A 23,076-nucleotide genomic window follows, 5' to 3' on the forward strand; every position below is an offset into this window, starting at 1 on the left:
TGTGGGCAATCGTTCCGCGGGGCGGGGCGGGTGGGCACAGCCCGGCCACCGGGCCGCACCCGGCCACGAAACCTCGACCCGGGACGGGCCAGCCCGGTGCGGGCTGAGGCATCGCCCCCGAGTACCGGCCGGTGGCCGGTTTGTGCCCACCCGCCCCGCCCCACGGGACGATTGCCCACAAACTGCCGCTATCTAGGGTCTCGTAGGGCCGGGCGGGCCATGTCGCCGTATTGGTGCAGGAGGTCCGGATACGCCTCCGCGGCCACGCGAAGCCATCGCTCCGCCTCCTCCTTCCGCCCAAGCCCCCGCAGGGCTTGCGCAAGCCAGTACGGCGCCTCCTGGTGCTCCCCCTCGCACGCCACCCTCAGCAGCGGCTCCGCCTCCGCACACGCCCCGCGCCGGACCATGCTCCGCCCGGCGAGAAAGGCCGGTGGCACCAGTCCGCTGCGCGCGGCGCGCACGTACCAGCGTTCGGCGTGCTGCGGATCGCCGCCGCGCTCCTCCGAGGTCCAGCCGAGCCACCACGCCGCGCGCCCGTGCCCGAGGTCGGCCGCCCGGCGGAACCAGATCTGGGCGGTGCGCCGGTCCCCGGCCTCGTCGTGGATGCGGCCGATGTCGTACGCGGCCCCGGCGTCGCCCTCGGCCGCCGCGGGCTCGTAGTACGGCACCATCCGCACCCCCTTGGCGCCGCCGCCCTCGTACAGCATCCGCCCGAGCGCGAGCAGGGCGCGCGGGGTGCCCGCCTTGCGGTACCACTCGGCGGCCTCCGGGAGCCGGTACAGCCGGTCGAGCGCGTCGGCGTACGCGAACCAGGCGTCCGGGCCGCCCTCGTCCGCGCGGGCCCGCAGCCCCTCCAGGCGCTCCGCCCACTCGGCGGGCGGCATCCGCTCGGGGTCGGCGCGGATCGCGGCGATGTCCTGGAGCGCCTGGACGATCCGCTCCTCGCCCTCGTCGAACGAGTGCGGGCCGTCCTCCCGGTCGACACCGTCACCACCATCGGCACCGTCGCCCCTCGCGGCCCCCAGCCACCGCTCCGCCTCCTCCAGCCGCCGCTGCCGGACACACAGCACACCGAGGTTGAAGCGGGCCCATATGTGGCCGCCGTCCGCCTCGTCGGCCGTGCGGTACCACCGCTCGGCGGCGCGGGGTTCGCCGTTCTCCTCGGCCCAGACGCCGAGGACGTACGCCGCGCCGTCGTAGCCCCGCTCATGGGCGCGTTCGACGAGGGCGCGGGCCTCGTCCCAGCGGCTGGCGTCGCGGGCGATGAAGAGGGCCTGGTCCACCAGCGCCTTGGCGCTGCCGACCGCGGCCGCCCCGGCGTACAGCGCCTCGGCCTCCGCGACCATCCGGGGGTAGCGCTCGAACATCGCCTTGCGGTCCGGGTCGAGCAGATCGCGCAGCGCCTCGTACGCCTCCTCGGGGTCGCCCTCGGCCTCGGCCCGGGCGAGGGCCGCGCGCCAGCCGTCCAGGTCCTCGAGCATCTCCTGGATGGCCCGGCGGCTGTGGGCGGCCACGTCGTCGCCCTCGGCGGACGCCTCGGCCAGCCGCCCCAGGGCGGTGTCCCATTCGCCGCGGGCGGCCAGCAGCACGGCGCCGTTGGTCTTGCATTCGACGCTGCCGAGCGCGGCCCCGTGCTCGTACCAGGTCTCGGCACCGGCCGTGTCGCCGGCCTCGTGGAGCAGCCGGGCCAGGCCGAACGCACAGCCGCCGTCGCGGTCGGCGGCCGTGCGGTACCACCGCTCGGACTCGGCGAACTCGCCGCGGTCCTTATGACAGATCGCGAGCGTGCGCGAGGCGTCCGCGTCCCCGGTGTCGGCGGCCCTGGCCCACCACGGCAGGGCCTCGTCCAGGCGTCCCAGGCCGGTTAGATGTTCGGCGTAGGCCCGGTACGCTTCCGGTTTCCCGGCAGCCGCGGCGGCCCTCAGCCGGGCCTCCTCGGCTGCCGGATCCACCGCCGCGTCTTGCGATGAATGTTCGACCATCACCCGATGGTGCCAGAGTGATCACGATCGTTCGGCACGGGCCCTGCGCCGGGCCAGCAGCGCCTCGCGCCGCTCGTCGAACCTGGTGGCCTGTTCGTCCAACCCACCCATGTAGAGGCCCAGTTCCTCCTGTGCCTTGAGCCCTTCCGGGCCGAGCCCGCCGATCTTCAGCACCTTCAGGAAGCGCAGCACGGGCTGGAGGACGTCGTCGTGGTGAATGCGCAGGTTGTATATGCCGCCGATGGCGATCTGGGCGGCGGCGCGCTCGAAACCGGGCATGCCATGGCCCGGCATGCGGAAGTTGACCACCACGTCGCGGACGGCACACATGGTCTGGTCGGGGGCCAGCTCGAACGCCTTCTCGAGCAGGTTCCGGTAGAAGATCATGTGCAGGTTCTCATCGGTGGCGATGCGCGCCAGCATCCGGTCGCAGACCGGGTCGCCGGAGTGATGGCCGGTGTTGCGGTGCGAGATCCGGGTGGCCAGCTCCTGGAAGGCGACGTACGCGACGGTGTGGAGCATGCTGTGCTGGTTGTCCGACTCGAACCCCTCGGACATATGCGCCATGCGGAACCGCTCGAGCTGCACCGGGTCGACGGCGCGGCTCGTCAGCAGGTAGTCGCGCATCACGATGCCGTGGCGCCCCTCCTCCGCGGTCCAGCGGTGCACCCAGGTGCCCCAGGCGCCGTCCCGGCCGAACAGGGTCGCGATCTCGTGGTGGTAGCTGGGGAGGTTGTCCTCGGTGAGGAGGTTGACCACGAGCGCGATCCGGCCGACGTCGCTGACCTTGGACTGGTCGGGCGCCCACGCCTCACCGTCCATGACCCCGTCGAAGTTCCGGCCGTCGCTCCAGGGGACGTACTCGTGCGGCATCCACTCCTTGGCGACCTTCAGGTGCCGGTTGAGCTCGGTCTCGACGACCTCTTCGAGTGCGTACAGGAGCTGGGTGTCGCTCCATACGGCCTGACCGTGGCTGTGGGCGGGGGCGAGTGTCACGGTGGGGCTCCAGGGGACGGGGGCGCTTTACCTACGGCCCCGTAGGTTACGCCACCGTAGGTTAAAGCGAAAATAAACGGCCCGGGGCCTGTGGATGGCGTTCGGTGAACTCGACGTGACACGGTCACAGTTGGTGATCCGGGGCGGCGAAGCGCCCGGGGGTGGCGCGCGACCGGACACGACCGCCCCGCGTACGACAAACCCGCATACGACAAAAGCGCCCCGGCCATCCGGCCGGGGCGCCGTGCAGCGGCGTGCGCGCGCTTCGTCGATCGATCGCGTCAGTCGGTCTGGTTGCGGGACTTCTTGCTTCCCACCATCACCAGACCCGCGATCACCAGGAAGAGAACGATCGGAGCGGCGACATAGAGGCCCAATGTCTCGGCGACACTCAGGCCCGGACCCGGGTCGTCACCGTCGTCGCGGATGAGCGCGAACGCGGGGGACGACATCAGCAGCAGCGCCGTCGTCACGGCGCTGACTGCACCGGCGCGCACGGCGTTCTTTTTGACCTTGTTGCTCACGGAGTCAAGTTATCCGATGCTCCCCGGCGCCGCGTGCCCGGGGTGGCCTTAACCATCGCCTTGGGATGCCCATGATCACCACTGCGAGATCGTCTCAGCGGCGGCCCGCCGCGCCGAGGTGGACGGTGGGCGGCAGCAGCCGTGGTGCGGCGCGCGAGGCGAGGACCCGTATCCGCAGTCCGTCGGCGGTGACGGGCGCGGCCAGCGGCAGGATGCGCCGGGCCCCGATGGTCGTACCGGAGGCGATATCCCGCCATGTCCCCGCCACCCGGGCCCGCACGGTGAACTCCTCGACCCGCTGCCCCTGCCGGATGTCCTCGCCGAGCCGCACCCGGTCGAAGGTCACCGGATGGCCGGGGGCGGGCCGCGCTCCGCTGCCGTATGTCGTCCTTACGGCTTTGCCGAAGGCCGTAAGGGAGGCGACATCGGCGTCGTCGATCCGGCCGTCCTTCGCGGGCGGGACGTTGAGCAGCAGCGAGGCGTTGCGGCCCACGCTGCGCTCGTACAGCGACATCAGCTGACCCGGGGTCTTGGGCCGCTCCGCGGGGTCGTGGAACCAGCCGGGGCGGATCGAGACATCGGCCTCGGCCGGGTACCACTGGAGATGGCGCACGCCCGGAGCGGTCAGCTTGGCGCGCGAGCCGATGTCGGCGTCGGTGGAGTCATTGGGCAGCCCGCCGCCGATGACGGTCCACGGGTCGACCGCGGACGGGGTCACCGACCATTCGGTCTCCCGGGCGACGCCGTCCTCGTTGCCCACCCAGCGCACACCCTGCGCTCCCTGGAAGACCACGGCATCCGGGGCGAGCGCGTGGATCAGCTCGAACCAGTTCCTGACGTTGCACTTCTGGGTGACGCCCGCACCGCTCCAGGGGTTGGCGCCGTCCAGCCAGAACTCGTCGATGGGGCCGTACTGCGTCAGGATCTCGTAGATCTGGTTGAGGTAGTACGCGTCGTAGTCGTCGGCGCTGAAGCGGAAGGTGGGCAGCGCGCCGGAGGCAACCTTCTCCGCCCGGTCGTCGCCGGGGACGAGGGTGGGGATGGTGCGCTCGGTGGGCTCGCTCCCGTTGCCGTAGCGGCCCTGTCCCGCGGGTGCGCGGTCGCCGTCCTCCAGGGCCATGCGCTCGGGCAGCGACAGCTCCTCGCCGTTCTGCTGCTTCTCGCGGATCCTCTCGACCCACCGGGCGTGCCAGGCGTGCGGCAGCTCGGCCCCGTCGGCGGGCGAGAGGTAGACGCCGACCTCGAGTCCCGCCTTACGGGCGGCCTTGACGTACGCGCCCAGGACGTCGCCGTCGGGGTTCCTGCCGCCGGGGCCGTTCGTCCACCAGGGGCTGGCCGCGACGTCATGGTCCGTGTAGCGGCTCGGGTAGAGCGCGAAGCCGTCGTGGTGCTTGGCGGTGAGCATGACCTGCTCGGCGCCGGCGGCCTTGTACGCCCGCATCCACTGGTCCATGTCGAGCCCGGGCGGGTCGAAGAGCCTCGGGTCCTCGGCCCCGGAGCCCCACTGGCGGCCGGTCATGGTGTTCATGCCGAAGTGGGTGAAGGCGGTGATCTCGCGCCGCTGCCAGGCACGCTGCCCGGCGGTGGGGACGGTGTGGGCGGCCTTGTCGACGATGCGGGCGGGGGTGTCGCAGTCCTCGACGGTCTGTTGCGGGGCCGGGGTGACGGGGCCCTCGCATCCGGCCCGTGCGGCGGCCTCCGTGGGGGCGGGAGGGACCGCGGCGGCCGCGAGGGCGGCCAGGGCGAGGGCGCGGAGCGCGAGCAGCGCACGCCGCCGTCCACGGGATCGGTGGGTGCCGGGCGTTCCGCCCCGAGGCCGTGCCATGGTCCCCTCCAGCTCTCCGATCGTCATTGATCGGATCTCTATGGCGGTGTCCATGACAGACTGCCAGAGGGGAGGCGATCTGAGGAGACCGCGCAGGGCAGAGCTCCCACCTATGGGCGTCAGGGCAGTTAGGGGGCGAGGGCACCGGGGTCACGAGGCGCGAGCCGGGCAACCTCGGCCATCAGCGCGCGCAGCCGCGGCGAGGCGACCAGCTCCTCCAGGGACATCGGGCGCCCCTCGGCATCGGCGATCGGCAGCCGCCAGTTGGGGTACTGGTCCCAGGTGCCCGGCAGATTCTGCGGTCGGCGGTCCCCCACCGCGTCCGGCAGCCATACGCCCACCATCCTCGCCGGGGTACGCAGCAGAAAGCGGTGGACCGCCTTGACCGCCGCCTCCTCGTCCCCGGGCCCCTCCGGCAGCATCCCGAGCCGCCCCAGCAGCGCCAGCCACTCGGCGACCTCGACCGCCTCGGCGGCGCGCTCCTCGGCGAGGGGGCGGGTCAGCAGGCCCAGCCGGTGGCGGAGTTCGACGTGGTCGCCGGTGAGCCGGGCGGCCGTGCTCGGCAGGTCGTGGGTCGTCACGGTGGCCAGGCAGTCGGCCCGCCACTCCTCAGGCGACAGCGGCCGCGCCGGACCGGCGCCGCTGTAGTTCCGCTCGAACCACATCACCGACGTGCCCAGCACCCCCCGCCGCTCCAGCTCCTCCCGCACCCCCGGCTCGACCGTCCCCAGGTCCTCCCCTATGACGACCGCCCCGGCCCGGTGCGCCTCCAGGGCGAGCACGGCGAGCATCGCCTCCGCGTCGTAGCGGACGTAACAGCCCTCGGTCGGCTCCCGCCCCTCCGGCACCCACCACAGCCGGAAGAGGCCCATCACATGGTCGATGCGGAGCGCTCCGGCATGCCGTAGGAGGCCGCGCAGCAGACCGCGGTAGGGGGCGTAGCCGGTGGCCGCGAGCGCGTCCGGGCGCCACGGCGGCAGGCCCCAGTCCTGGCCCCGGGAGTTGAAGGCGTCCGGGGGCGCGCCGATGGACATACCGGCGGCGAAGACGTCCTGGAGCGCCCAGGCGTCGGCGCCCGAGGGATGGACCCCGACCGCCAGATCGTGCACGAGGCCGATGTCCATGCCCGCGTCGCGCGCGGCGCGCTGGGCGGCGGCCAGCTGGGTGTCGGTGAGCCAGGCGAGCCAGCAGTGGAAGTCGGTGCGGTCCAGGTGCTCGGCCCGCGCACGGGCGGTGTCCGCCGAACGCGGATCGGCCAGGCCGCCGGGCCAGGCGCGCCATTCGGGGCCGTGGGTCTCGGCGAGCGCGCACCACAGGGCGTGGTCCTCCAGCGCCTGGCCGCGCTCGGCGAGGAAGTCGCAGTAGGCGGCGCGGCGGCCGGGGCCGAGCGGAACCGTCCGCACCAGCTCCAGCGCCTCGCGCTTGAGGGCCCAGACGGCGTCCCGGTCGATGAGGGCACCCTCGCGCAGGACGGACGTACGGAGGGCCGCGGCGGCCTCCAGCAGCTGATCGGCCCGCGCACGGGCGCGGCCGCGCAGATGGGCGTATTCGGGCACGTCCTCGATCCGCAGATGGACCGGGTCGGGGAAGCGCCGCGACGAGGGGCGGTACGGCGAGGGGTCGGTGGGCGCGGCCGGGGTGCCGGGCACGGCGGCGTGCAGCGGGTTGATCTGGACGAAACCGGCGCCGAGCGCCCGCCCCGACCAGGCGGCGAGGTCGGCCAGGTCGCCGAGGTCGCCCATGCCCCAGGAGCGTGCGGAGAGCAGCGAGTAGAGCTGCACCAGGAAGCCGTGGCTGCGGACCGGGGATAACGGCATCCGGTCGGGGGCCACGATGAGGGGGGCGGTGGCGCGGCGGCCGTCGGGGGCCTCGGCGAACAGGGTGTGGGCGCCGGGCGGGAGCGCGGCGAGCGCGGTAAGGGGGCCATCGGCGGTGACGCCCTCCATGAGGAGGCCATCGGCCGTGGCGCCCTCCGTAAGGACGCCATCTGTCAGCGCGCCGCCCGTGAGAGCACCGCCGGCGAGCGCGCCGCCCCTGAGGGCGCCGCCCTCGCGGGTGCGTGCCGTAAGGGCGCCATCGGTTCCGTGGGCCCCCGCGGCCGCCCGCCCCCGCGTATGCGGTGCGCCGTCCTCGGCACGCACCCGCAGCGCCGTGCCCTCGGGCAGGCTCAGCCGGGGCGCCCTGCCGGGGCGCACCACCACACAGGGGGGCAGCAGCCGGTCGCGCAGCCGGCTGTCGTGCCGGTCCAGCGCTTCGCGTACGGATCGGGGGGTCGAGGCGTCCACGCCGAGCGCGGCGAGTACGGCGACGACCGTGTCCTCGGGCACCTGGACGGTGCGGCCCGGGGCGGGCTGGTAGGAGGTGGCGACACCGTGCAGCTCGGCGAGCCGCGCTCTGCCCATCAGTACTCCATCGGCTCGCAGCCCGCGCCCGCGCCGGTGAGGGCGGCGATCGGCTCACTCGTCAGGGGAGGTTCGGCGGCGAGCGGAGGCTCGCTGGTCAGGGGGATGTTGTCGGAGAGCGGGGGTTCGCTGGTGAGGGGCGCCTCGGTGGCGCTTCCGGACCCGAAGCCGTCCAGGCCGCACAGTCCGCACTCGGGGTCGGAGACACCGTCGAAGGGATCCGGTTCGCTGGACGCCTCGGGTCCGGGTTTGGACAGGGCGGAGAGGAGGAGTTGAGCTGACGCGGCCACACGGACCTCCGTGGGGTTGTCGGCAGTGGGTCATCCCGAGCCCTACCCACTCCGGACGGACGCAGACGTAAACGCCCCCCGTACGTGCTGTAGGTCACATACCCTCTGGGCGGCGATTTCACGGCGGCAAGGGGTCGGGGGCACAGAGTTTACGAACAGGACCGCCCTTCATCCGTCAGACTTGCGCCGGGCGCGCCGCACCCGGCGCCGGTCCGCACGATGCGTGGCTCTTGCGGCAATGCCGACAGTTCGGTCGCTCGCGTTGACACCCTCACCGGCCTGGTGGTGGGCTCACGCCTATCGGCGCCACATCTACGGGGACCGGCTATCTGGATCGAGGAGAGGCCAGTGCAGTTCGGGGGGAAGAGGCCGAGGGCGGCGAGCGCGACGGCCATGGCCGCCGCGGTCATCGGGGGGCTGCTCGGCGGCGCACCCGCGGCCGCCGCCGCACCTGCGGACCACGGCGCCCCGGGCGCCGCCACACCGGAGCGCGACAGCCGCGACGGCATACCGCCCGTATGGCCGCGCCCTCAGTCGCTGCGGGCGCAAGGGGCGGAGGTGGCCGTGGGGGACGAGGCCACGCTCATAGCCGACGGCGACGCCGATCCGTACGCCCTGGACGCGCTGCGCGCCCTGCTGCACGACGCGGGGGTGCGCACCGTGAACGAGGCCACGCCCGGCGGCAAGGCCCCGGCCGGCGGGCTGGTGGTGCACGTCGGCGGCCGGGGCGCGGCCGACGCGCTGCGCGCCCTGCGCGCACCCGAGCGCGGCGACCTCCCGTCCGGCGGCTATCTCCTGGCCACGGGCCCGGTGGACGGGCGGCCCACGGTCGCGCTGTCCGGCGTCGGCCCGGACGGTCTCTTCCACGCCGTCCAGACGCTGCGCCAGCTGCTGGTGAAGCGGGACGGCCAGGGCTCCGCCTTCGCCGGGGTGACCGTCCGCGACTGGCCGGGGACGGCCGTGAGGGGCATGACGGAGGGCTTCTACGGCTCCCCGTGGTCGCACCGGGACCGGCTGGCCCAGCTCGACTTCATGGGCCGCACCAAGCAGAACCGCTATCTCTACGCGCCCGGCGACGACACCTACCGGCAGGCCCGCTGGCGCGACCCCTACCCCGCCGAACGGCGCGAGGAGTTCCGCGAGCTGGCCACCCGCGCCCGGGCCAACCATGTGACCCTGGGCTGGGCGGTCGCCCCCGGCCAGGAGATGTGCTTCTCGTCCGCCAAGGACCTCAGGGCGCTGCTGCGGAAGGTCGACGCCATGTGGGCGCTCGGGGTGCGCTCCTTCCAGCTCCAGTTCCAGGACGTCAGCTACAGCGAGTGGCACTGCGGCGCCGACGCCGATGAATTCGGCTCCGGCCCCGAGGCCGCCGCCACCGCGCAGGCCAAGGTGGCCAACGCCCTCGCCCGCCATCTGGCCGACCACCACCCCGGCTCGGACCCGCTGTCCCTGATGCCGACCGAGTACTACCAGGACGGCGACACCGAGTTCCGGCGCTCGCTGGCCGGCGCGCTCGACCAGAAGGTGGAGGTGGCCTGGACCGGAGTGGGGGTGGTGCCCAGGACCATCACCGGCGGTGAGCTGGCCGGTGCCCGCTCGGCGTTCGGCCACCGCTTGGTCACCATGGACAACTACCCGGTCAACGACTGGGCGCAGGACCGGATCTTCCTCGGCCCGTACACCGGCCGCGACCCGGCGGTGGCCACCCAGTCCGCGGCGCTGCTGGCCAACGCCATGGAGCAGCCGACCGCCTCCCGGATCCCGCTGTTCACCGCCGCCGACTTCGCCTGGAACCCGCGTGGCTACCGCCCCCAGGAGTCCTGGCAGGCGGCCATCGACGACCTCGCGGGGCCCGACGCCGAAACCCGCGCCGCCCTGCGCGCCCTCGCCGGGAACGACGCCTCCTCGGTGCTCGACGGCGACGAGTCCGCGTATCTGCTCCCGCTCATCGACGCGTTCTGGACCGCCCTGGGCGGTACGGACGTGGAGCGGCTGGAGCGCTCGGCCGGTCGGCTGCGCGACGCCTTCAAGACGATGCGTGACGCCCCCGAGCGGCTGTCCCGCACGCTGGGCGACGATGTGCGGCCCTGGCTGGACCAGCTGGGCCGCTACGGCGACGCGGGCGTACGGGCCGTGGACATGCTCACCGCCCAGGCGCGCGGCGACGGCGCGGGGGCCTGGAAGGCACAGCTCGCGGTGGAGGCGCTGCGCGAGAGGATCGGCGACAGCCGGGTCACGGTCGGCAAGGGCGTCCTCGACCCCTTCCTCACCAAGGCGCTGATCCGGGCGGACGCCTGGTCCGGCGTGGACCGGGCCCCCAAGCTGGGGCTGCGGACAGGCAAGGACGACCGCGCGGCCGCCGACGGTAAGACGGCCACCGACGTGGCATCGCCCGGCCGCCCGGTCACCGTGCGCTTCGGCCGCAGCCGTCCGCTCTCCTCCGTCTCCGCGCTCACCGCCCAGGTCAAGGACGCCTCGCCGGGCGCCGTCGAGGCGCATGTCCCCGGTGCGGGCTGGCGCCGTATCGGCGCGCTCTCGGGCAGCGGCTTCACCCAGGTCAGGGCGGCGGACGGGGACAAGGACCTGCTGGCGGACGCGGTCCGGCTCAGCTGGCCGGCCGGCACCACCCCGCCGGCCGTGCACGAGATCACACCCTGGTTCGGCGACACCCCGGACGCCGGGCTCACGCTGTCCCACAAGACGGCGGACGCGGAGATAGGCGGCGGGGCGGCCGTCGTCGAGGCCCAGCTGATCTCCCACCGCCCAGGCGATGTGAACGGCGACCTTACGGTGAGGGCGCCCCGCGGCATCACCGTCCGCGCCCCCGCCGGGGTGACGGCCCCGCGCGGCGGTACGGCGACCGCCCGGCTGGAGATATCGGTGGCCCAGGGCACCAAGCCGGGCGGCTACACCCTCCCGGTCCGCTTCGGGTCGGAGGAGCGCATGCTGACCGTAAGGGCGCTTCCGCGCACCGGCGGCCCGGACCTGGCCCGTGCGGAGGGCACGAAGGCGACCTCGTCCGGCGACGAGGCCGACGGCTTCCCGGCGTCCGCCGTGATCGACGGCAAGGCGGACACCCGCTGGTCCTCCCGGCCCGAGGACGGCGCCTGGCTCCAGCTGGAGCTGGCCCGCCCGGCCCGGATCGGCCGGCTGGATCTGAGCTGGCAGGACGCGTACGCCTCCTGCTACCGCGTCCAGGTCTCCGGGGACGGCCGCACCTGGCGCGACGCGGCGACGGTCGCCCATGGGAAGGGCGGCAAGGAGTCGATCGGCCTGGACGCCCCGGACACGCGCTTCATCCGTATCCAGGGAGTCGAGCGCGCCACCCGCTTCGGCTACTCACTCTGGTCGGTGGCCGCCTATGCGGTCCAGAAGGACCAGGCGGTATCCGACGGGTCCTGACGCCTGCGGCGGGCTGTTCCCCTCGCGGCGGACACCCCGTGGGCGGCGCGGAAGAACGGGGTCCTGTCGGGGGGATCTTCACGGAGCCGTGAAGATCCCCCCGACAGGACCCAGGGGCCTCCCGCGAGCAGACACAGTAATGGCCCGGTCTCTCAGGCAGATCTACTGCCGTCGATCCGGGCCATGGCATCTTCCGCGCCGTATGCCTGGAGGTATGGCAGCCAGCGCGGGTCCCTATGGCCCGTGCCGATGATCCGCCACGCGAGCCCCGACGGCGGCGCGGGTTGATGCCGCAGTCGCCAGCCGATCTCGGCGACATGGCGGTCTGCCTTGACGTGATTGCAGCGACGGCACGCGGCGACCACGTTCTCCCAGGTGTGCTGCCCGCCACGGCTGCGCGGGATGACGTGATCGACGCTGGTTGCGACGCCACCGCAGTACGCGCATCTGCCGCCGTCACGGGCGAACAGCGCGCGGCGGGTGAGCGGAACGGGGCCGCGAAAGGGCACCCGCACAAAGCGCTTGAGCCGGACGACGCTGGGTGCGGGGATCACGCGGGTAGCGCTGTGCATCAGGGCGCCTGAGTCCTCGAGGCTGACGGCCTTGTCATTGAGGACGAGTATGAGCGCGCGGCGGAGCGGTACGACGCCGAGGGGCTCGTACGACGCGTTGAGGACCAGGACATGCGGCACGGGGGCCTCCTTGTACGCCGGCGGCGCGTGGCTCGCGCCGGGACGATCTCCCCCAGTTTCCCCTGAACCCTGGCCGGAACGCCACTATCACCGGGTTAACGGTTGAGAGGCATTTCCGCGTACCGCACGTATACCGCCCGTACGCGGTGGGGACACCGGCCGCTTGACCACCGCCCCCACGGCCTTCCGGCGCCCTCGCGCACGGCGGCCGGCGGCGACCGCGAAGTGGCAAGAATCACGGACCCTCCTCACCGGGGCCGTCGCGCGGCCTCCGGCCGGGGCAGAAGGTGGAACTGACGCCTCCGGACCCGCTCGTACGCGCCCCCCGGGCGCGCTCGCGCGCTCTCGAACACAGGAACGGCGCACCCCATGCCCGGCTAATGTGTGAGAGGTTGCGCGCACGGGTGATCCGTGTGGGCATGTCGCATACGAAGGGTTTCTGCTGTGTTCTGGTCCGCTGCTCTGGCCGCTGACTCGACGCCTCGTCCCACGACTCTCGACGATGCGCAGAAGAGCGCCACGAACGCCGCGGGCTGGGTGGAGGAGAACTGGTCCACCTGGCTCGGCATCGGCCTGCGCATAGCCCTGATCCTGATCATCGCCTTCGTGCTCAGGTCCGTCGTCCGGCGGGCGATCACCAAGCTGATAGAGCGCATGAACCGCACGGCCCAGGCCGTCGACGGCACCGCGCTCGGCGGGCTGCTGGTCAATGTGGAGCGACGGCGGCAGCGTTCCGCGGCGATCGGCTCGGTGCTGCGCTCCGTCGCCTCGTTCCTGATCATGGGCACCGCGGCGCTGATGATCCTCTCCGCGCTGGAGATCAATCTGGCGCCGCTGCTGGCCAGCGCCGGGGTCGCGGGTGTGGCGATCGGTTTCGGCGCCCGCAATCTGGTCACCGACTTCCTCTCCGGTGTCTTCATGATCCTGGAGGACCAGTACGGAGTCGGCGACACGGTCGACGCCGGGGTGGCCTCCGGCGAGGTGATCGAGGTCGGTCTGCGCGTCACCAAGCTGCGCGGGGACGGCGGCGAGATCTGGTATGTGCGCAACGGCGAGGTGAAGCGGATCGGCAACCTCAGCCAGGGCTGGGCGACGGCCGGACTCAATGTCCAGGTACGGGCCGAGGAGGATCTGGACCAGGTCCGGTCCGTGATCACCCAGGTCGGTGTGGACATGGCCAAGGAGGAGCCGTGGAACGAGCGGCTCTGGGAGCCGATCGAGGTCCTGGGGCTCGACGCGGTCTATCTGGACTCGATGGTCGTCCGGGTCTCCGTGCGGACCATGCCCGGCAAGGCGCTCGGCGTCGAGCGGGAGCTGCGCTGGCGGATCAAGAAGGCGCTGACCGAGGCGGACATCGAGCTCGTCGGCCGGCCCCTCGACCCGGAACTCCAGACCGACGCCGCGGATCCGGCGGCCACCACGGCCGCGCCGTCGGCGCTGGCCAACCCGGACTCGCCGCAGTCGATGGCGGCCAGCCCGATCTCTTCCGCCGGCGGTCCGCCCGCCGCCCCCTCCTCGACGGTGCCGCCGCCCATACAGAAGTGAGCGCCGCGGACATGACGCGGCTCCCGCCCCGGAACGGAACGGGAGCCGCGTCGGACCCGGCGGCTCAGCGGCGGTGGTGCCCGCCGAACGAGGTGAGGTAGCCGGCCGCGGGGGTGCCCACACCGGTCACGTCGTCATAGCCCACGACCGCGTGGAGCGAGCTGTCCCGGCCGAGGCTGCGCAGCGAGGTCACCAGCCCGTCGGAGTCGTCCTGGCTGTTGACGTAGTCGACCCGGACCACGCCCAGCGAGACTCCGGCGCCCAGCGGGTGATCGGTCACATCGTGGTACGAGGCGGTGCCGTACCGGTCGTACAGCGACGGGTTGGCAAAGCCGATCGGCTGGCCGCCGCGCGCCTGCTGGGCGAGCGCCTGGACACCGGCGATCACGGGCGCGGCCAGCGAGGTGCCGCCGATGCGGTACTCGCCGTACTGGAGCGACCCGTCCGGGAAGGTCTGCGTCTGGCCCACCAGGAAGCCGGTGTTGGGGTCGGCCACGGCCGCGATGTCCGGTGTCACCCGCTGCCTGGCCGTGCCGCCGTTGGCCAGGGCGAGCGCGTCCGGCACCACTCCGCGCTGGTAGAAGGGCTGGGCGACGGTCTTGCTGGTACCGCCTCCGGCGCCCGAGGTGTACGCGCCGGGCAGCGCGTCCCAGCCGGTGCCGTCGGCCGAGAGGTTGGCCTTGGTGGTGCCCCAGCCGGTCTCCCACTGGTAGGTGTCGCCCTTGCCGACGGCCAGGGAGGTGCCGCCGACCGCCGTCACCCACGCCGAGTTGGCCGGGGTGTCGACCTGCTTGGTGCCGGTGGAGGCCACGTTGTCGCCGCTGTCACCGGAGGAGAAGTAGAAGCCGATGCCCTCGACCGCGCCCTGCTGGAAGATCTGGTCGTAGGCGGCGGCCACGTCCGGCGTCTCATTGGCCTCCACATCGCCCCAGGAGTTGGAGACGATGTCGGCCAGCCGGTTGTCGACGACCTTGGCGAGCGAGTCGAGCAGATCGTCGTCGGTGCAGGAGGCTCCGCCGACGTAGACGATGTCGGCCGCGGGGGCCACGGCGTGCACCGCTTCGACGTCGAGGGTCTCCTCGCCGTACCAGCCGCTCGCGTCGCACTCCTCGGTGTACCGGTAGTCGTCCGGCAGCACCTGCGTCAGCTGGCCCTTGCGGTAGCCCGGGTCGCCGTTGCGCTGGGCGTACCGGGCGGCGTCCGCGGCGATGGTGGGCGAGGCGAAGGCGTCGGTGATGGCGACGGTGACGCCCTTACCGGTGTTACGGCTCTTGGCGCCGTAGGCGGCGCGCAGCTGCTTGCCGGTGTACCCCTTGATCGCGTACGGCTGCTTGGCGCCATAGGCCGAGGGGAGGCTCCGGTCGGTCCGGGAGCCGTAGTAGGCCGAGAACGGCCCGGCGTTCTTGAAGACCGGGCCGGGCGGCGGGAGGGTCTCGTCGTGCTTGGCCCGCTTGGGCGCGTTGTCCAGGCCGACGACGGTCAGCACGGCGCCGTGGAGCGAGGCGGGCACGGTGGCCGCGTTCGACGGCGCCCGGTAGACCTTGCCGCCCTTGGTGTAGTCGTGCAGCTGGGTGCCGAACGCCCGCTCGGCGGCGGCGACATCGCCGGTGACCGACAGATAGTGCTGGTTCACGCCGGTGACTTCGATCCCCGAGCCCTTCAACCAGGCGGTGACGGCGTCCTTCTGTTGCCGTGTCGGTCCGAAACGTGCCTGGGTCTGCCCGGCGGACAGATATGCGCCGTAGTGCGGTGAGGAGGGGTCGGACACGGCCTTCGCGTAGTCGGCCAGCCCCTTGGCGTCCCGTCCGGCGAGGTAGACGCGGGCGCTGACCTTGTTGCCGTCATCGGTCGCGCCGCGGTCCGAACCCGCCGTCGCCCAGGCGGGCTTGGTGCCGCTCAGGGTGTCACGGCCATGCGGTGCGGAGTCGGCCTGGGCCGTGGGTATGCCCAGCGCCAGCGCACCTGCCACCAGCGGCAGCGCCGTCGCCAGCCCCAGGGCCGCGCGCTTTCGGGCGGCCGTGCCCTTGCGGACAAGGGTCGCGCGCGTTCTGAATGTCGTGCGCGCTCCGGAGGTTGTGCGCGCTCTGGAAGTCGTGCGCGCTCTGGAAGTTGTGCGCGCTCTGAAAGAGGAAGATCTCACCTGGCCCCCTGCGATACGAGTGGTCGCATTCCGGCGGGCGCCGACGATCACGGCCACCCCGCCGCAGGCCACTCTTACGGTGACTTGTCCATGCCAGGTACATGCGAGATCAATCTCTTCGCCAAGAACCCGCCAAGGAAAGCCCGCCCATGACCCATTGACTCCGCCCCGGTCCGCCCCCTAGCTTGCTGGTCATCAATAGGAAACTTTCTTAACAGAGTGAGACGGGGGCACCACCATGGCCGCATCACCCGGCAGCAACACGCAGGGCGGCACACCCGGGACCCCCCGTGTCCTCCGCGCCATGAACGACCGCGCCGCACTGGAGCTGCTGGCCGCGCACGGGCCGCTCACCCGGACCCGGCTCGGGGAGCTCACCGGGCTGTCCAAGCCCACCGCCTCCCAGCTGCTGACCCGTCTGGAGTCCGTCGGCCTGGTCCGTACGACCGGGAACGTCACCGGCCGGCCGGGGCCCAACGCGCAGCTGTACGAGATCGATCCGGCCGCCGCCCATGTGGCCGCGCTCGCCGTGGACCAAGAGGGCATCACCGCCGCCATCGCCGACATCACCGGCCGGATCGCCGGTGAGTACCGGGTGACGGCCCCGGCCACCGACGAGAACGTGACCAACCGGACCGGGGAGCTGGTCGCCGAGGCGGTGGACGGGGCGCTGGCCGCCGCCGGGCTCGGCCGGGACGATCTGCACTCCACCGTGATCGGCACCCCCGGCGCGCTCGACCCGCGCACCGGGACGCTGCGCTACGCCCCGCATCTGCCCGGCTGGCAGTCCCGCACCCTGCGGGACGAGCTGGCCGAGGTGCTGCACACACCGATCGTCATCGAGAACGACGTCAACCTCGCCGCCATCGCCGAACAGCACCACGGCACCGCCCAGGACTTCGACGACTTCGCGCTGGTCTGGGCCGACGAGGGGGTCGGCGCGGCCATCGTGCTCGGCGGCACCCTGCTGCGGGGGGCCACCGGCGGGGCCGGGGAGATCGGCTATATGCCGCTGCCGGGCGCCCCGCTGGCCCGGGGCGGACCCCACGCGGCCGCCCGGCCGGACGGGGGCGGGGGGTTCCAGAAGCTGGTCGGCTCACCGGCCGTCGTGGAGCTGGCCCGTGAGCACGGCATCGACGCGCCCACGGCCACCAAGGCGCTCACCGCCGCGCTGCGCACCCCCGGCGCGGGCGACGAGGTGCTGACCGAGCTGGCCCGCCGGCTGGCCACCGGGCTGGCCTCCGTCGTCGCCGTGGTCGACCCGGAGCTGGTCGTCCTCTCGGGTGAGGTCGCCCAGGCCGGTGGGGAGCGGCTGCGCCGACTGGTCGAGACCGAGATGACCGGTCTCGCACTGCCCCGCCCGCAGCTGCGGATCAGTGAGATAGAGGGGGATCCGATTCTCATCGGCGCGCTGCGGACGGCGGTCGCCGATGCCCGTCAGACCGTTTTCGACACCGCCCGATTCGACGCCTGATCCGGCACCCGCCGCACCGGGCGCCACTCCACCGCCCCGTCCCCCTTTCACCTTCGTCCGTTGTCCGGCGCCCGCACCGCCGCTTCCCCTGCCGTCCCCCGTACCGCAGCAAAGGAAGTCTCCCCATGGCACGAAAACTCGCCGCTCTCGCCTCGGCGCTGAGCGCCGGCGCGCTCATTCTGACGGGCTGCGCCAATCCCAGCACCGGCAGCGCCGAGGACGATCCGACCAAACCCGTCACGCTGAAGTTCTGGCACGGCTGGTCGGAGAAGAGCGAGGTCAAGGCGATCGATGCGAGCATCGCCCGGTTCGAGAAACTCCACCCCAATATCAAGGTGAAGGCGACCGGGAATGTCACCGACGCCACCGTGAACCAGGCGCTGCGGGCGGGCGGAGGCGACGCCCCCGATGTCGTCTCCTCCTTCACCACCAACAATGTGGGGCAGTACTGCTCGTCGGGGATGTGGGTGGATCTCGATCCGTTCATGAAGAAGACCGGGCTGGACAAGGCCAAGGTCTTCCCGAAAACACTGCTGGACTATACGAGTTACCAGGGCGACCAGTGCGCCCTCCCGCTGCTCGCCGACGCGTACGGCATGTACTACAACAAGGACGCGTTCGAGGAGGCGGGCATCAAGCGGCCGCCGCGCACCATGTCGGAGCTTCAGCGCGACGCCGCCAAGCTGACCAAGCGCACCAGGAGCGGCGGCTATGAGCGGGTCGGCTTCATGCCCAACTTCCGGCTCTACCAGAACAGCCCGGACCGGCTCTTCGCCCAGTGGGGACCCACGTACTTCGGCAAGGACGGCAAGGCGCGGCTGGCGAAGGAGAAGGCGTCCAAGGAGTTCTACGCCACCACCCGGGAGCTGATACGACGCCAGGGCGGCTATGGCCCGCTGGAGACGTTCCGCACCTCTTTCGGCGATGAGATGTCGTCCCAGAACGCCTTTCTCACCGGAAAGCTCGCCATGCATATGGACGGCGAATGGCGCGGGCTCTTCATGAAGGGCGCGAAATTCGCGTGGGACACCGCCCCGCTGCCGGTGCCCGACGACCGGCCCGAGACCTACGGCCGGGGCTACCTCACCGGCACGGTGGTCGGTATCGCACACAGCAGCACCCACCAGAACGCCGCCTGGGAACTGGTGAAGTTCCTGACCGCGAACACCGATCAGGTGGTCGCCTTCGCCAACGCCATTCACAATGTGCCGTCCACCAAGGCGGCGCTCACCTCTCCGAAACTGGACTCGGACCCCACCTTCCGGGCCTTCCTCGATATCGCGCAGAACCGCTACAGCACCGCCCTGCCGCCCTCGATCAACGGCGGTCAGTACGTCACCTCGCTCCAGGACTTCTCCTACGGCGTCGAGGCGGGCAAGGTGCACGACCTGGACGCGGGGCTACGAAAACTCGATGACGAAATAGACGCCGACAATCTCCAGGCACAGAACTGACGGAGTGCGATATGGCCACCCTGACGAACGCTCCCGCCCTGCGTCGCAAGGCACGCCGTGAGCGGCTGCGCACCCTCGGCTTTCTCTCCCCCTGGCTGGTCGGCTTCACCGTCTTCTTCGGCTATCCGCTGATCGCCACCGTCTACTTCTCCTTCATGCACTACAACCAGATCGAGGCCCCGACCTTCGTGGGGCTGCGCAACTGGCGTTATGTGCTGGAGCAGATGCCGCTGTTCGGACCGGCGCTGTGGAATACGCTCTGGCTGGTCGTGGTGATGGTGGCCCTGCGGGTGGTCTTCGGCCTGGGCATCGGACTGCTGGTCACCCGGATCAAATCCGGGGTGGGATTCTTCCGCACCGCCTTCTATCTGCCGTATCTCGCCCCTCCGGTGGCGGCCACCGTCGCCTTCGTCTTTCTGCTCAACCCCGGTACCGGCCCGGTGAACGACATCCTGGGGAGCATCGGGATCCACGCCCCGAACTGGTTCAACGACCCGACCTGGGCCAAGCCGTCCCTGGTGCTGCTCTCGCTGTGGGGTATCGGCGATCTCATGGTCATCTTCATGGCCGCGCTGCTGGATGTGCCCAGGGAGCAGTACGAGGCGGCCGAGCTCGACGGCGCCGGGGCGTTCCACAAGTTCCGCTATGTCACCTGGCCGTCGATCACCCCGATCGTGATGTTCGCGGTCGTGACGGGCGTCGTCCAGACCATGCAGTACTACACCCAGGCGCTGGTCGCCGGAAAGCTCGCCTCCGGCGTCAGCATCGGGCCCGGATCGGTCATCCAGCCCGGCTACCCCGACCACTCCACGCTCACCGTGCCGCAGCTCGTCTACTCGCTCGGCTTCCAGAACTTCAACACCGGAGCCGCCTGCGTGCTCTCGCTCGTGCTGTTCGCGATCGCGATGGCCGTGACGACGCTGCTGATGCGCAAGCGTGCCGGACTGCTGTCGGCCGAGGACTGAGCCGAGGACTGAGAGGACCGATTCGCCATGACCGCCACCACCGCCCTCTCGGCGCCGTCCGCGCCCGCGCGCCGCGCCGCCGGACGCTCCCCCGCCCCCGCCGCCCGCCGCCGCGCCGCGCTGCACTGGATCGCCGTGCACACGGTCGCCATCGCCGCCGCGCTCTTCTTCGTCCTGCCCTTCGTCTTCGTCTTCCTGACCTCGGTGATGAGCGACGACCAGGCGCTCAGCGGCGATCTGTGGCCCACCGAATGGAACTGGTCGAACTACGCCGATGTCTTCAACACTCCGGGCTTTCTGGACTGGTGGCGCAATTCGCTGATCTACGCCGGTCTTGGCACCCTCTTCACCGTCTGTTCGTCCATTCCGGTGGCCTACGCCCTCGCCAAATTCCGCTTCCGCGGCCGCCGCACCGCCATGATCCTGGTCATCTCCACGATGATGCTGCCGCCGCAGGTGATCGTGATACCGATGTATCTGGTCTGGGCCCAGCAGCTTCATCTGTCGGGTTCGCTGTGGCCGCTGATCATTCCGATGGCGTTCGGCGACGCGTACTCCATCTTTCTGCTGCGCCAGTTCCTGCTGACGATTCCCCGGGAGTACCTGGAGTCGGCGAAGGTCGACGGCAGCGGAGAATTCGGCACACTGCTGCGTATCGTGGTCCCGATGGCCAAGCCGGGCATCGCGGCCGTCGCGCTCTTCCAGTTCTTCTACTGCTGGAACGACTACTTCGGCCCGCAGATCTACGCCGCGCAGAACCCGGGCGCCTGGACGCTCAGCTATGGCCTGGAGAGCTTCAAGAGCGCCCACAGCGTCAACTGGAATCTTACGATGGCCGCGACGCTGCTCGTCATGGCCCCCGTCATCATCGTCTTCTTCTTCGCTCAGAAAGCCTTCGTCGAAGGCGTCACACTGACAGGAGTCAAGGGTTGAAGCTCGCAGTCGTGGGGGGCGGGTCCACCTACACCCCCGAACTCATCGACGGATTCGCCCGGTTGCGGGACGCGCTCCCACTGGAGGAGCTCGTCCTGGTCGACCCGGCCGCCGACCGGCTGGAGCTGGTCGGCGGACTGGCGCGCAGGATCTTCGCCAAGCAGGGCCACCCGGGCACCATCTCCTGGACCGACGATCTGGACGCGGGCGTGGACGGCGCGGACGCGGTCCTGCTCCAGCTGCGCGTCGGCGGTCAGGCCGCCCGGAACCAGGACGAGACCTGGCCGCTGGAGTGCGGCTGTGTCGGCCAGGAGACCACCGGCGCGGGCGGACTGGCCAAGGCGCTGCGCACCGTCCCGGTGGTGCTGGACATCGCCGAGCGGGTGCGCCGCCGCAACCCCGACGCCTGGATCGTGGACTTCACCAACCCGGTCGGGATCGTGACCCGGGCGCTGCTCACGGCCGGGCACCGGGCGGTCGGCCTGTGCAATGTCGCCATCGGCTTCCAGCGGAAGTTCGCCCGGCTGCTGGGTGTGGAACCCGGTGAGGTGACGCTCGAGCACATCGGCCTCAACCACCTCACCTGGGAGCGCTCGGTGCGTATCGGCGGCACCGACGGCGAGGATGTGCTGCCCAAGCTGCTCGCGGAGCACGGCGGGGCGATCGCCGACGATCTGCGGATGCCGCGCACGCTGGTGGAGCGGCTCGGCGTCGTCCCCTCCTACTATCTGCGCTACTACTACCAGCACGACGCGGTGGTGCGGGAGCTGCGCAGCAAGCCGTCCCGGGCGGCGGAGGTCGCGGCGATCGAGCGGGAGCTGCTGGAGATGTACGGCGATCCGGCGCTGGACGAGAAGCCCGAGCTGCTCGGCAAGCGCGGCGGGGCGTTCTACTCGGAGGCGGCGGTCGATCTGACCTCGTCCCTGCTGCGCGACACCGGCGAGGTGCGGATCGTCAATACGCTCAACCAGGGCACTCTGCCCTTCCTGCCGGACGACGCGGTGATCGAGGTCCCGGCGTCCGTTGACGCACAGGGCGCGAAGCCACTGCCCGCGCGCCCCCTTGAGCCCCTCTTCGCCGGATTGGTGGCGAATGTCACCGCGTACGAACATCTGGCGCTGGAGGCGGCGTTGAAGGGAGGCCGGGAGCGGGTCTTCCAGGCGCTGCTGTCCCATCCCCTCATCGGCCAGATCGAATACGCCGAGAAGCTGACCGACGACCTCATCGCGCACAACCGGGAGCATCTGGCGTGGGCCTGACCCAGTCCGTATCGACCCCCTCTTCTTCCCCTTCGTCCTCCTCTCCCGCCTCGGCCACCCCGCCGGACCGGTCGGTGCTGGCGATCGACGCGGGCAACAGCAAGACCGATATCGCGCTCGTCGGCGAGGACGGCTCCGTCCTCGGCCAGGCCCGCGGCGGCGGCTTCCGGCCGCCCGTCGTGGGCGCCGAGCGCGCCGTCGGCTCGCTCGCGCCCCTGGTGGAGGAGGTGGCGCGGCAGGCGGGCCGGTCCGGCCCGCCGCCCGCGGGGCATATCTCGGCATGTCTGGCCAACGCCGATCTGCCCAGCGAGGAGGAGCAGCTGACGGGCGTGCTGGCCGCTCGCGGCTGGGGCGCCACCGTCACGGTCGCCAACGACACCTTCGCCCTGCTGCGGGCCGGGGTCGCGGACGACGGCGAGCCGACCGGCGTCTCCGTCGTCTGCGGCGCGGGCATCAACTGCGCCGGGATCGGCCACGGCGGCCGGGTGGCCCGCTTCCCCGCCATCGGCCGGATCTCCGGCGACTGGGGCGGCGGGGGCTATCTGTCGGAGGAGGCGCTGTGGTGGGCGGCGCGTGCGGAGGACGGCCGCGGCGAGCCGACCGAACTGGCCCGCGCCCTGCCCGCGCACTTCGGCCTGACCACCATGTACGAGCTGATCGAGGCGCTGCATCTGGGGCGTCTGGAGGCGGGTCGGCGGCATGAGCTGACGCCGGTGCTCTTCGCGGTGGCCGACACCGGCGACGAGATCGCGCGGACGATCGTGGACCGCCAGGCGGAGGAGGTGGTGACCATGGCCACCGTCGCTCTCGGCCGCCTCGATCTGCTGGGCGAGGAGACACCGGTGGTACTGGGCGGCGGGGTGATCGCGGCCCGCCATCCGCTGCTGGACGACCGGATCCGCGAACTGCTCGCGGAGCGCGCCCCGAAGGCCGAACCGCGCGTGGTCACCGCACCGCCGGTGCTCGGCGCCGCGCTGCTGGGCCTGGACCGCACCGGCGCGCCCGAATCGGCGTACGCCCGGCTGCGCGCACACTACGCCCCGGCCGATGACACGGAAAGTGGAACCGAAAGTCCTTCCGAAGCGTAATGAAAAGGGGAGGGAAGATCGCGATCCGAACAAGATCCAGGCTCGACCGGTGACCTCTCCTGGCGCCGCGGTCCATACTGCTGCGACATCGACCGCGACACCAAT

The 23,076-nt window shown here is 71.8% G+C and carries 16 protein-coding genes; 8 read left to right on the forward strand and 8 right to left on the reverse strand.

Translation table 11 applies throughout. From position 1 onward, the window contains the following. Positions 1 to 188: 188 nt before the first annotated feature. The 6 genes from NQU54_RS00905 to NQU54_RS00930 all read right to left on the reverse strand — a co-directional run bounded on the left by NQU54_RS00905 (position 189) and on the right by NQU54_RS00930 (position 8,019). A complete protein-coding gene (locus tag NQU54_RS00905) occupies positions 189 to 1,982 on the reverse strand; it encodes an SEL1-like repeat protein (RefSeq protein WP_257629276.1) in 1,794 nt (597 codons plus the stop codon). A gap of 21 nt (positions 1,983 to 2,003) precedes the next feature. After that, complete coding sequence (locus tag NQU54_RS00910; RefSeq protein ID WP_257629277.1) at positions 2,004 to 2,978, reverse strand: acyl-ACP desaturase; 975 nt, start codon at positions 2,976 to 2,978, stop codon at positions 2,004 to 2,006. 281 nt (positions 2,979 to 3,259) lie between these two features. Beyond that, entirely contained in the window at positions 3,260 to 3,502 is a 243-nt protein-coding gene (locus NQU54_RS00915) for a hypothetical protein (RefSeq protein WP_069865781.1), read from the reverse strand. A 94-nt stretch (positions 3,503 to 3,596) separates the two neighbouring features. Beyond that, positions 3,597 to 5,327: an alpha-L-fucosidase gene (locus tag NQU54_RS00920; RefSeq protein WP_257629278.1), complete on the reverse strand. Its 1,731-nt coding sequence runs from the start codon at positions 5,325 to 5,327 to the stop codon at positions 3,597 to 3,599. A 128-nt stretch (positions 5,328 to 5,455) separates the two neighbouring features. Then, positions 5,456 to 7,729: a 4-alpha-glucanotransferase gene (gene malQ, locus NQU54_RS00925; protein WP_257629279.1), complete on the reverse strand. Its 2,274-nt coding sequence runs from the start codon at positions 7,727 to 7,729 to the stop codon at positions 5,456 to 5,458. Beyond that, positions 7,729 to 8,019 carry a hypothetical protein gene (locus NQU54_RS00930; protein WP_257629280.1) on the reverse strand — a complete coding sequence of 97 codons (291 nt, stop codon included), beginning with the start codon at positions 8,017 to 8,019 and terminating at the stop codon, positions 7,729 to 7,731. Before NQU54_RS00930 ends, malQ begins: the two co-directional genes overlap by 1 nt. Positions 8,020 to 8,412: 393 nt before the next feature. On the opposite strand from NQU54_RS00930, the gene NQU54_RS00935 reads away from it, so the two are divergent. Then, the gene (locus NQU54_RS00935) at positions 8,413 to 11,421 is read left to right on the forward strand and encodes a glycoside hydrolase family 84 protein (RefSeq protein ID WP_257629344.1); all 3,009 of its coding nucleotides are present in this window, start codon (positions 8,413 to 8,415) and stop codon (positions 11,419 to 11,421) included. 152 nt (positions 11,422 to 11,573) lie between these two features. Here the strand turns inward: NQU54_RS00935 and NQU54_RS00940 are convergent, their stop codons facing one another. Next, complete coding sequence (locus tag NQU54_RS00940; RefSeq protein WP_257629281.1) at positions 11,574 to 12,113, reverse strand: HNH endonuclease; 540 nt, start codon at positions 12,111 to 12,113, stop codon at positions 11,574 to 11,576. A gap of 444 nt (positions 12,114 to 12,557) precedes the next feature. Between NQU54_RS00940 and NQU54_RS00945 the strand changes: the two genes are divergently transcribed. Then, entirely contained in the window at positions 12,558 to 13,658 is a 1,101-nt protein-coding gene (locus tag NQU54_RS00945) for a mechanosensitive ion channel family protein (RefSeq protein WP_257629282.1), read from the forward strand. Positions 13,659 to 13,722: 64 nt separating this feature from the next. Here the strand turns inward: NQU54_RS00945 and NQU54_RS00950 are convergent, their stop codons facing one another. Beyond that, positions 13,723 to 15,648 (reverse strand): S53 family peptidase, encoded by a 1,926-nt coding sequence (locus tag NQU54_RS00950; RefSeq protein ID WP_257629345.1) that lies wholly within the window; start codon positions 15,646 to 15,648, stop codon positions 13,723 to 13,725. Between the two features lie 388 nt (positions 15,649 to 16,036). On the opposite strand from NQU54_RS00950, the gene NQU54_RS00955 reads away from it, so the two are divergent. The 6 genes from NQU54_RS00955 to NQU54_RS00980 all read left to right on the forward strand — a co-directional run bounded on the left by NQU54_RS00955 (position 16,037) and on the right by NQU54_RS00980 (position 22,971). Next, a complete protein-coding gene (locus tag NQU54_RS00955; protein WP_372505735.1) occupies positions 16,037 to 17,272 on the forward strand; it encodes an ROK family transcriptional regulator in 1,236 nt (411 codons plus the stop codon). Between the two features lie 125 nt (positions 17,273 to 17,397). Continuing rightward, the gene (locus NQU54_RS00960) at positions 17,398 to 18,726 is read left to right on the forward strand and encodes an ABC transporter substrate-binding protein (protein ID WP_257629284.1); all 1,329 of its coding nucleotides are present in this window, start codon (positions 17,398 to 17,400) and stop codon (positions 18,724 to 18,726) included. Positions 18,727 to 18,737: 11 nt separating this feature from the next. Continuing rightward, positions 18,738 to 19,691, forward strand: coding sequence for a carbohydrate ABC transporter permease (locus NQU54_RS00965; RefSeq protein ID WP_206332450.1), 954 nt, complete (start codon positions 18,738 to 18,740; stop codon positions 19,689 to 19,691). Positions 19,692 to 19,718: 27 nt separating this feature from the next. Continuing rightward, the gene (locus tag NQU54_RS00970; protein ID WP_079257654.1) at positions 19,719 to 20,624 is read left to right on the forward strand and encodes a carbohydrate ABC transporter permease; all 906 of its coding nucleotides are present in this window, start codon (positions 19,719 to 19,721) and stop codon (positions 20,622 to 20,624) included. Continuing rightward, positions 20,621 to 21,883, forward strand: a complete 1,263-nt coding sequence (locus NQU54_RS00975) for a 6-phospho-beta-glucosidase (RefSeq protein ID WP_257629285.1) — start codon at positions 20,621 to 20,623, stop codon at positions 21,881 to 21,883. The genes NQU54_RS00970 and NQU54_RS00975 overlap by 4 nt, the downstream gene beginning before the upstream one ends. 74 nt (positions 21,884 to 21,957) lie before the next feature. Next, positions 21,958 to 22,971 carry a BadF/BadG/BcrA/BcrD ATPase family protein gene (locus NQU54_RS00980; protein WP_187286860.1) on the forward strand — a complete coding sequence of 338 codons (1,014 nt, stop codon included), beginning with the start codon at positions 21,958 to 21,960 and terminating at the stop codon, positions 22,969 to 22,971. Positions 22,972 to 23,076 lie beyond the last annotated feature (105 nt).

It is taken from the genome of Streptomyces malaysiensis subsp. samsunensis (assembly GCF_024519315.1).
In the GTDB taxonomy this organism is placed as follows: Bacteria; Actinomycetota; Actinomycetes; order Streptomycetales; family Streptomycetaceae; genus Streptomyces; species Streptomyces malaysiensis.

What these genes read in the sequence shown, in the direction of transcription:
- NQU54_RS00905 (WP_257629276.1), bottom strand. Translation starts at nt 1,982, where the DNA reads ATGGTCGAACATTCATCGCAAGACGCGGCGGTGGATCCGGCAGCCGAG.
- NQU54_RS00920 (WP_257629278.1), bottom strand. Translation starts at nt 5,327, where the DNA reads ATGGCACGGCCTCGGGGCGGAACGCCCGGCACCCACCGATCCCGTGGA.
- malQ (WP_257629279.1), bottom strand. Translation starts at nt 7,729, where the DNA reads ATGGGCAGAGCGCGGCTCGCCGAGCTGCACGGTGTCGCCACCTCCTAC.
- NQU54_RS00935 (WP_257629344.1), top strand. Translation starts at nt 8,413, where the DNA reads ATGGCCGCCGCGGTCATCGGGGGGCTGCTCGGCGGCGCACCCGCGGCC.
- NQU54_RS00955 (WP_372505735.1), top strand. Translation starts at nt 16,037, where the DNA reads ATGGCCGCATCACCCGGCAGCAACACGCAGGGCGGCACACCCGGGACC.
- NQU54_RS00960 (WP_257629284.1), top strand. Translation starts at nt 17,398, where the DNA reads ATGGCACGAAAACTCGCCGCTCTCGCCTCGGCGCTGAGCGCCGGCGCG.
- NQU54_RS00965 (WP_206332450.1), top strand. Translation starts at nt 18,738, where the DNA reads ATGGCCACCCTGACGAACGCTCCCGCCCTGCGTCGCAAGGCACGCCGT.
- NQU54_RS00970 (WP_079257654.1), top strand. Translation starts at nt 19,719, where the DNA reads ATGACCGCCACCACCGCCCTCTCGGCGCCGTCCGCGCCCGCGCGCCGC.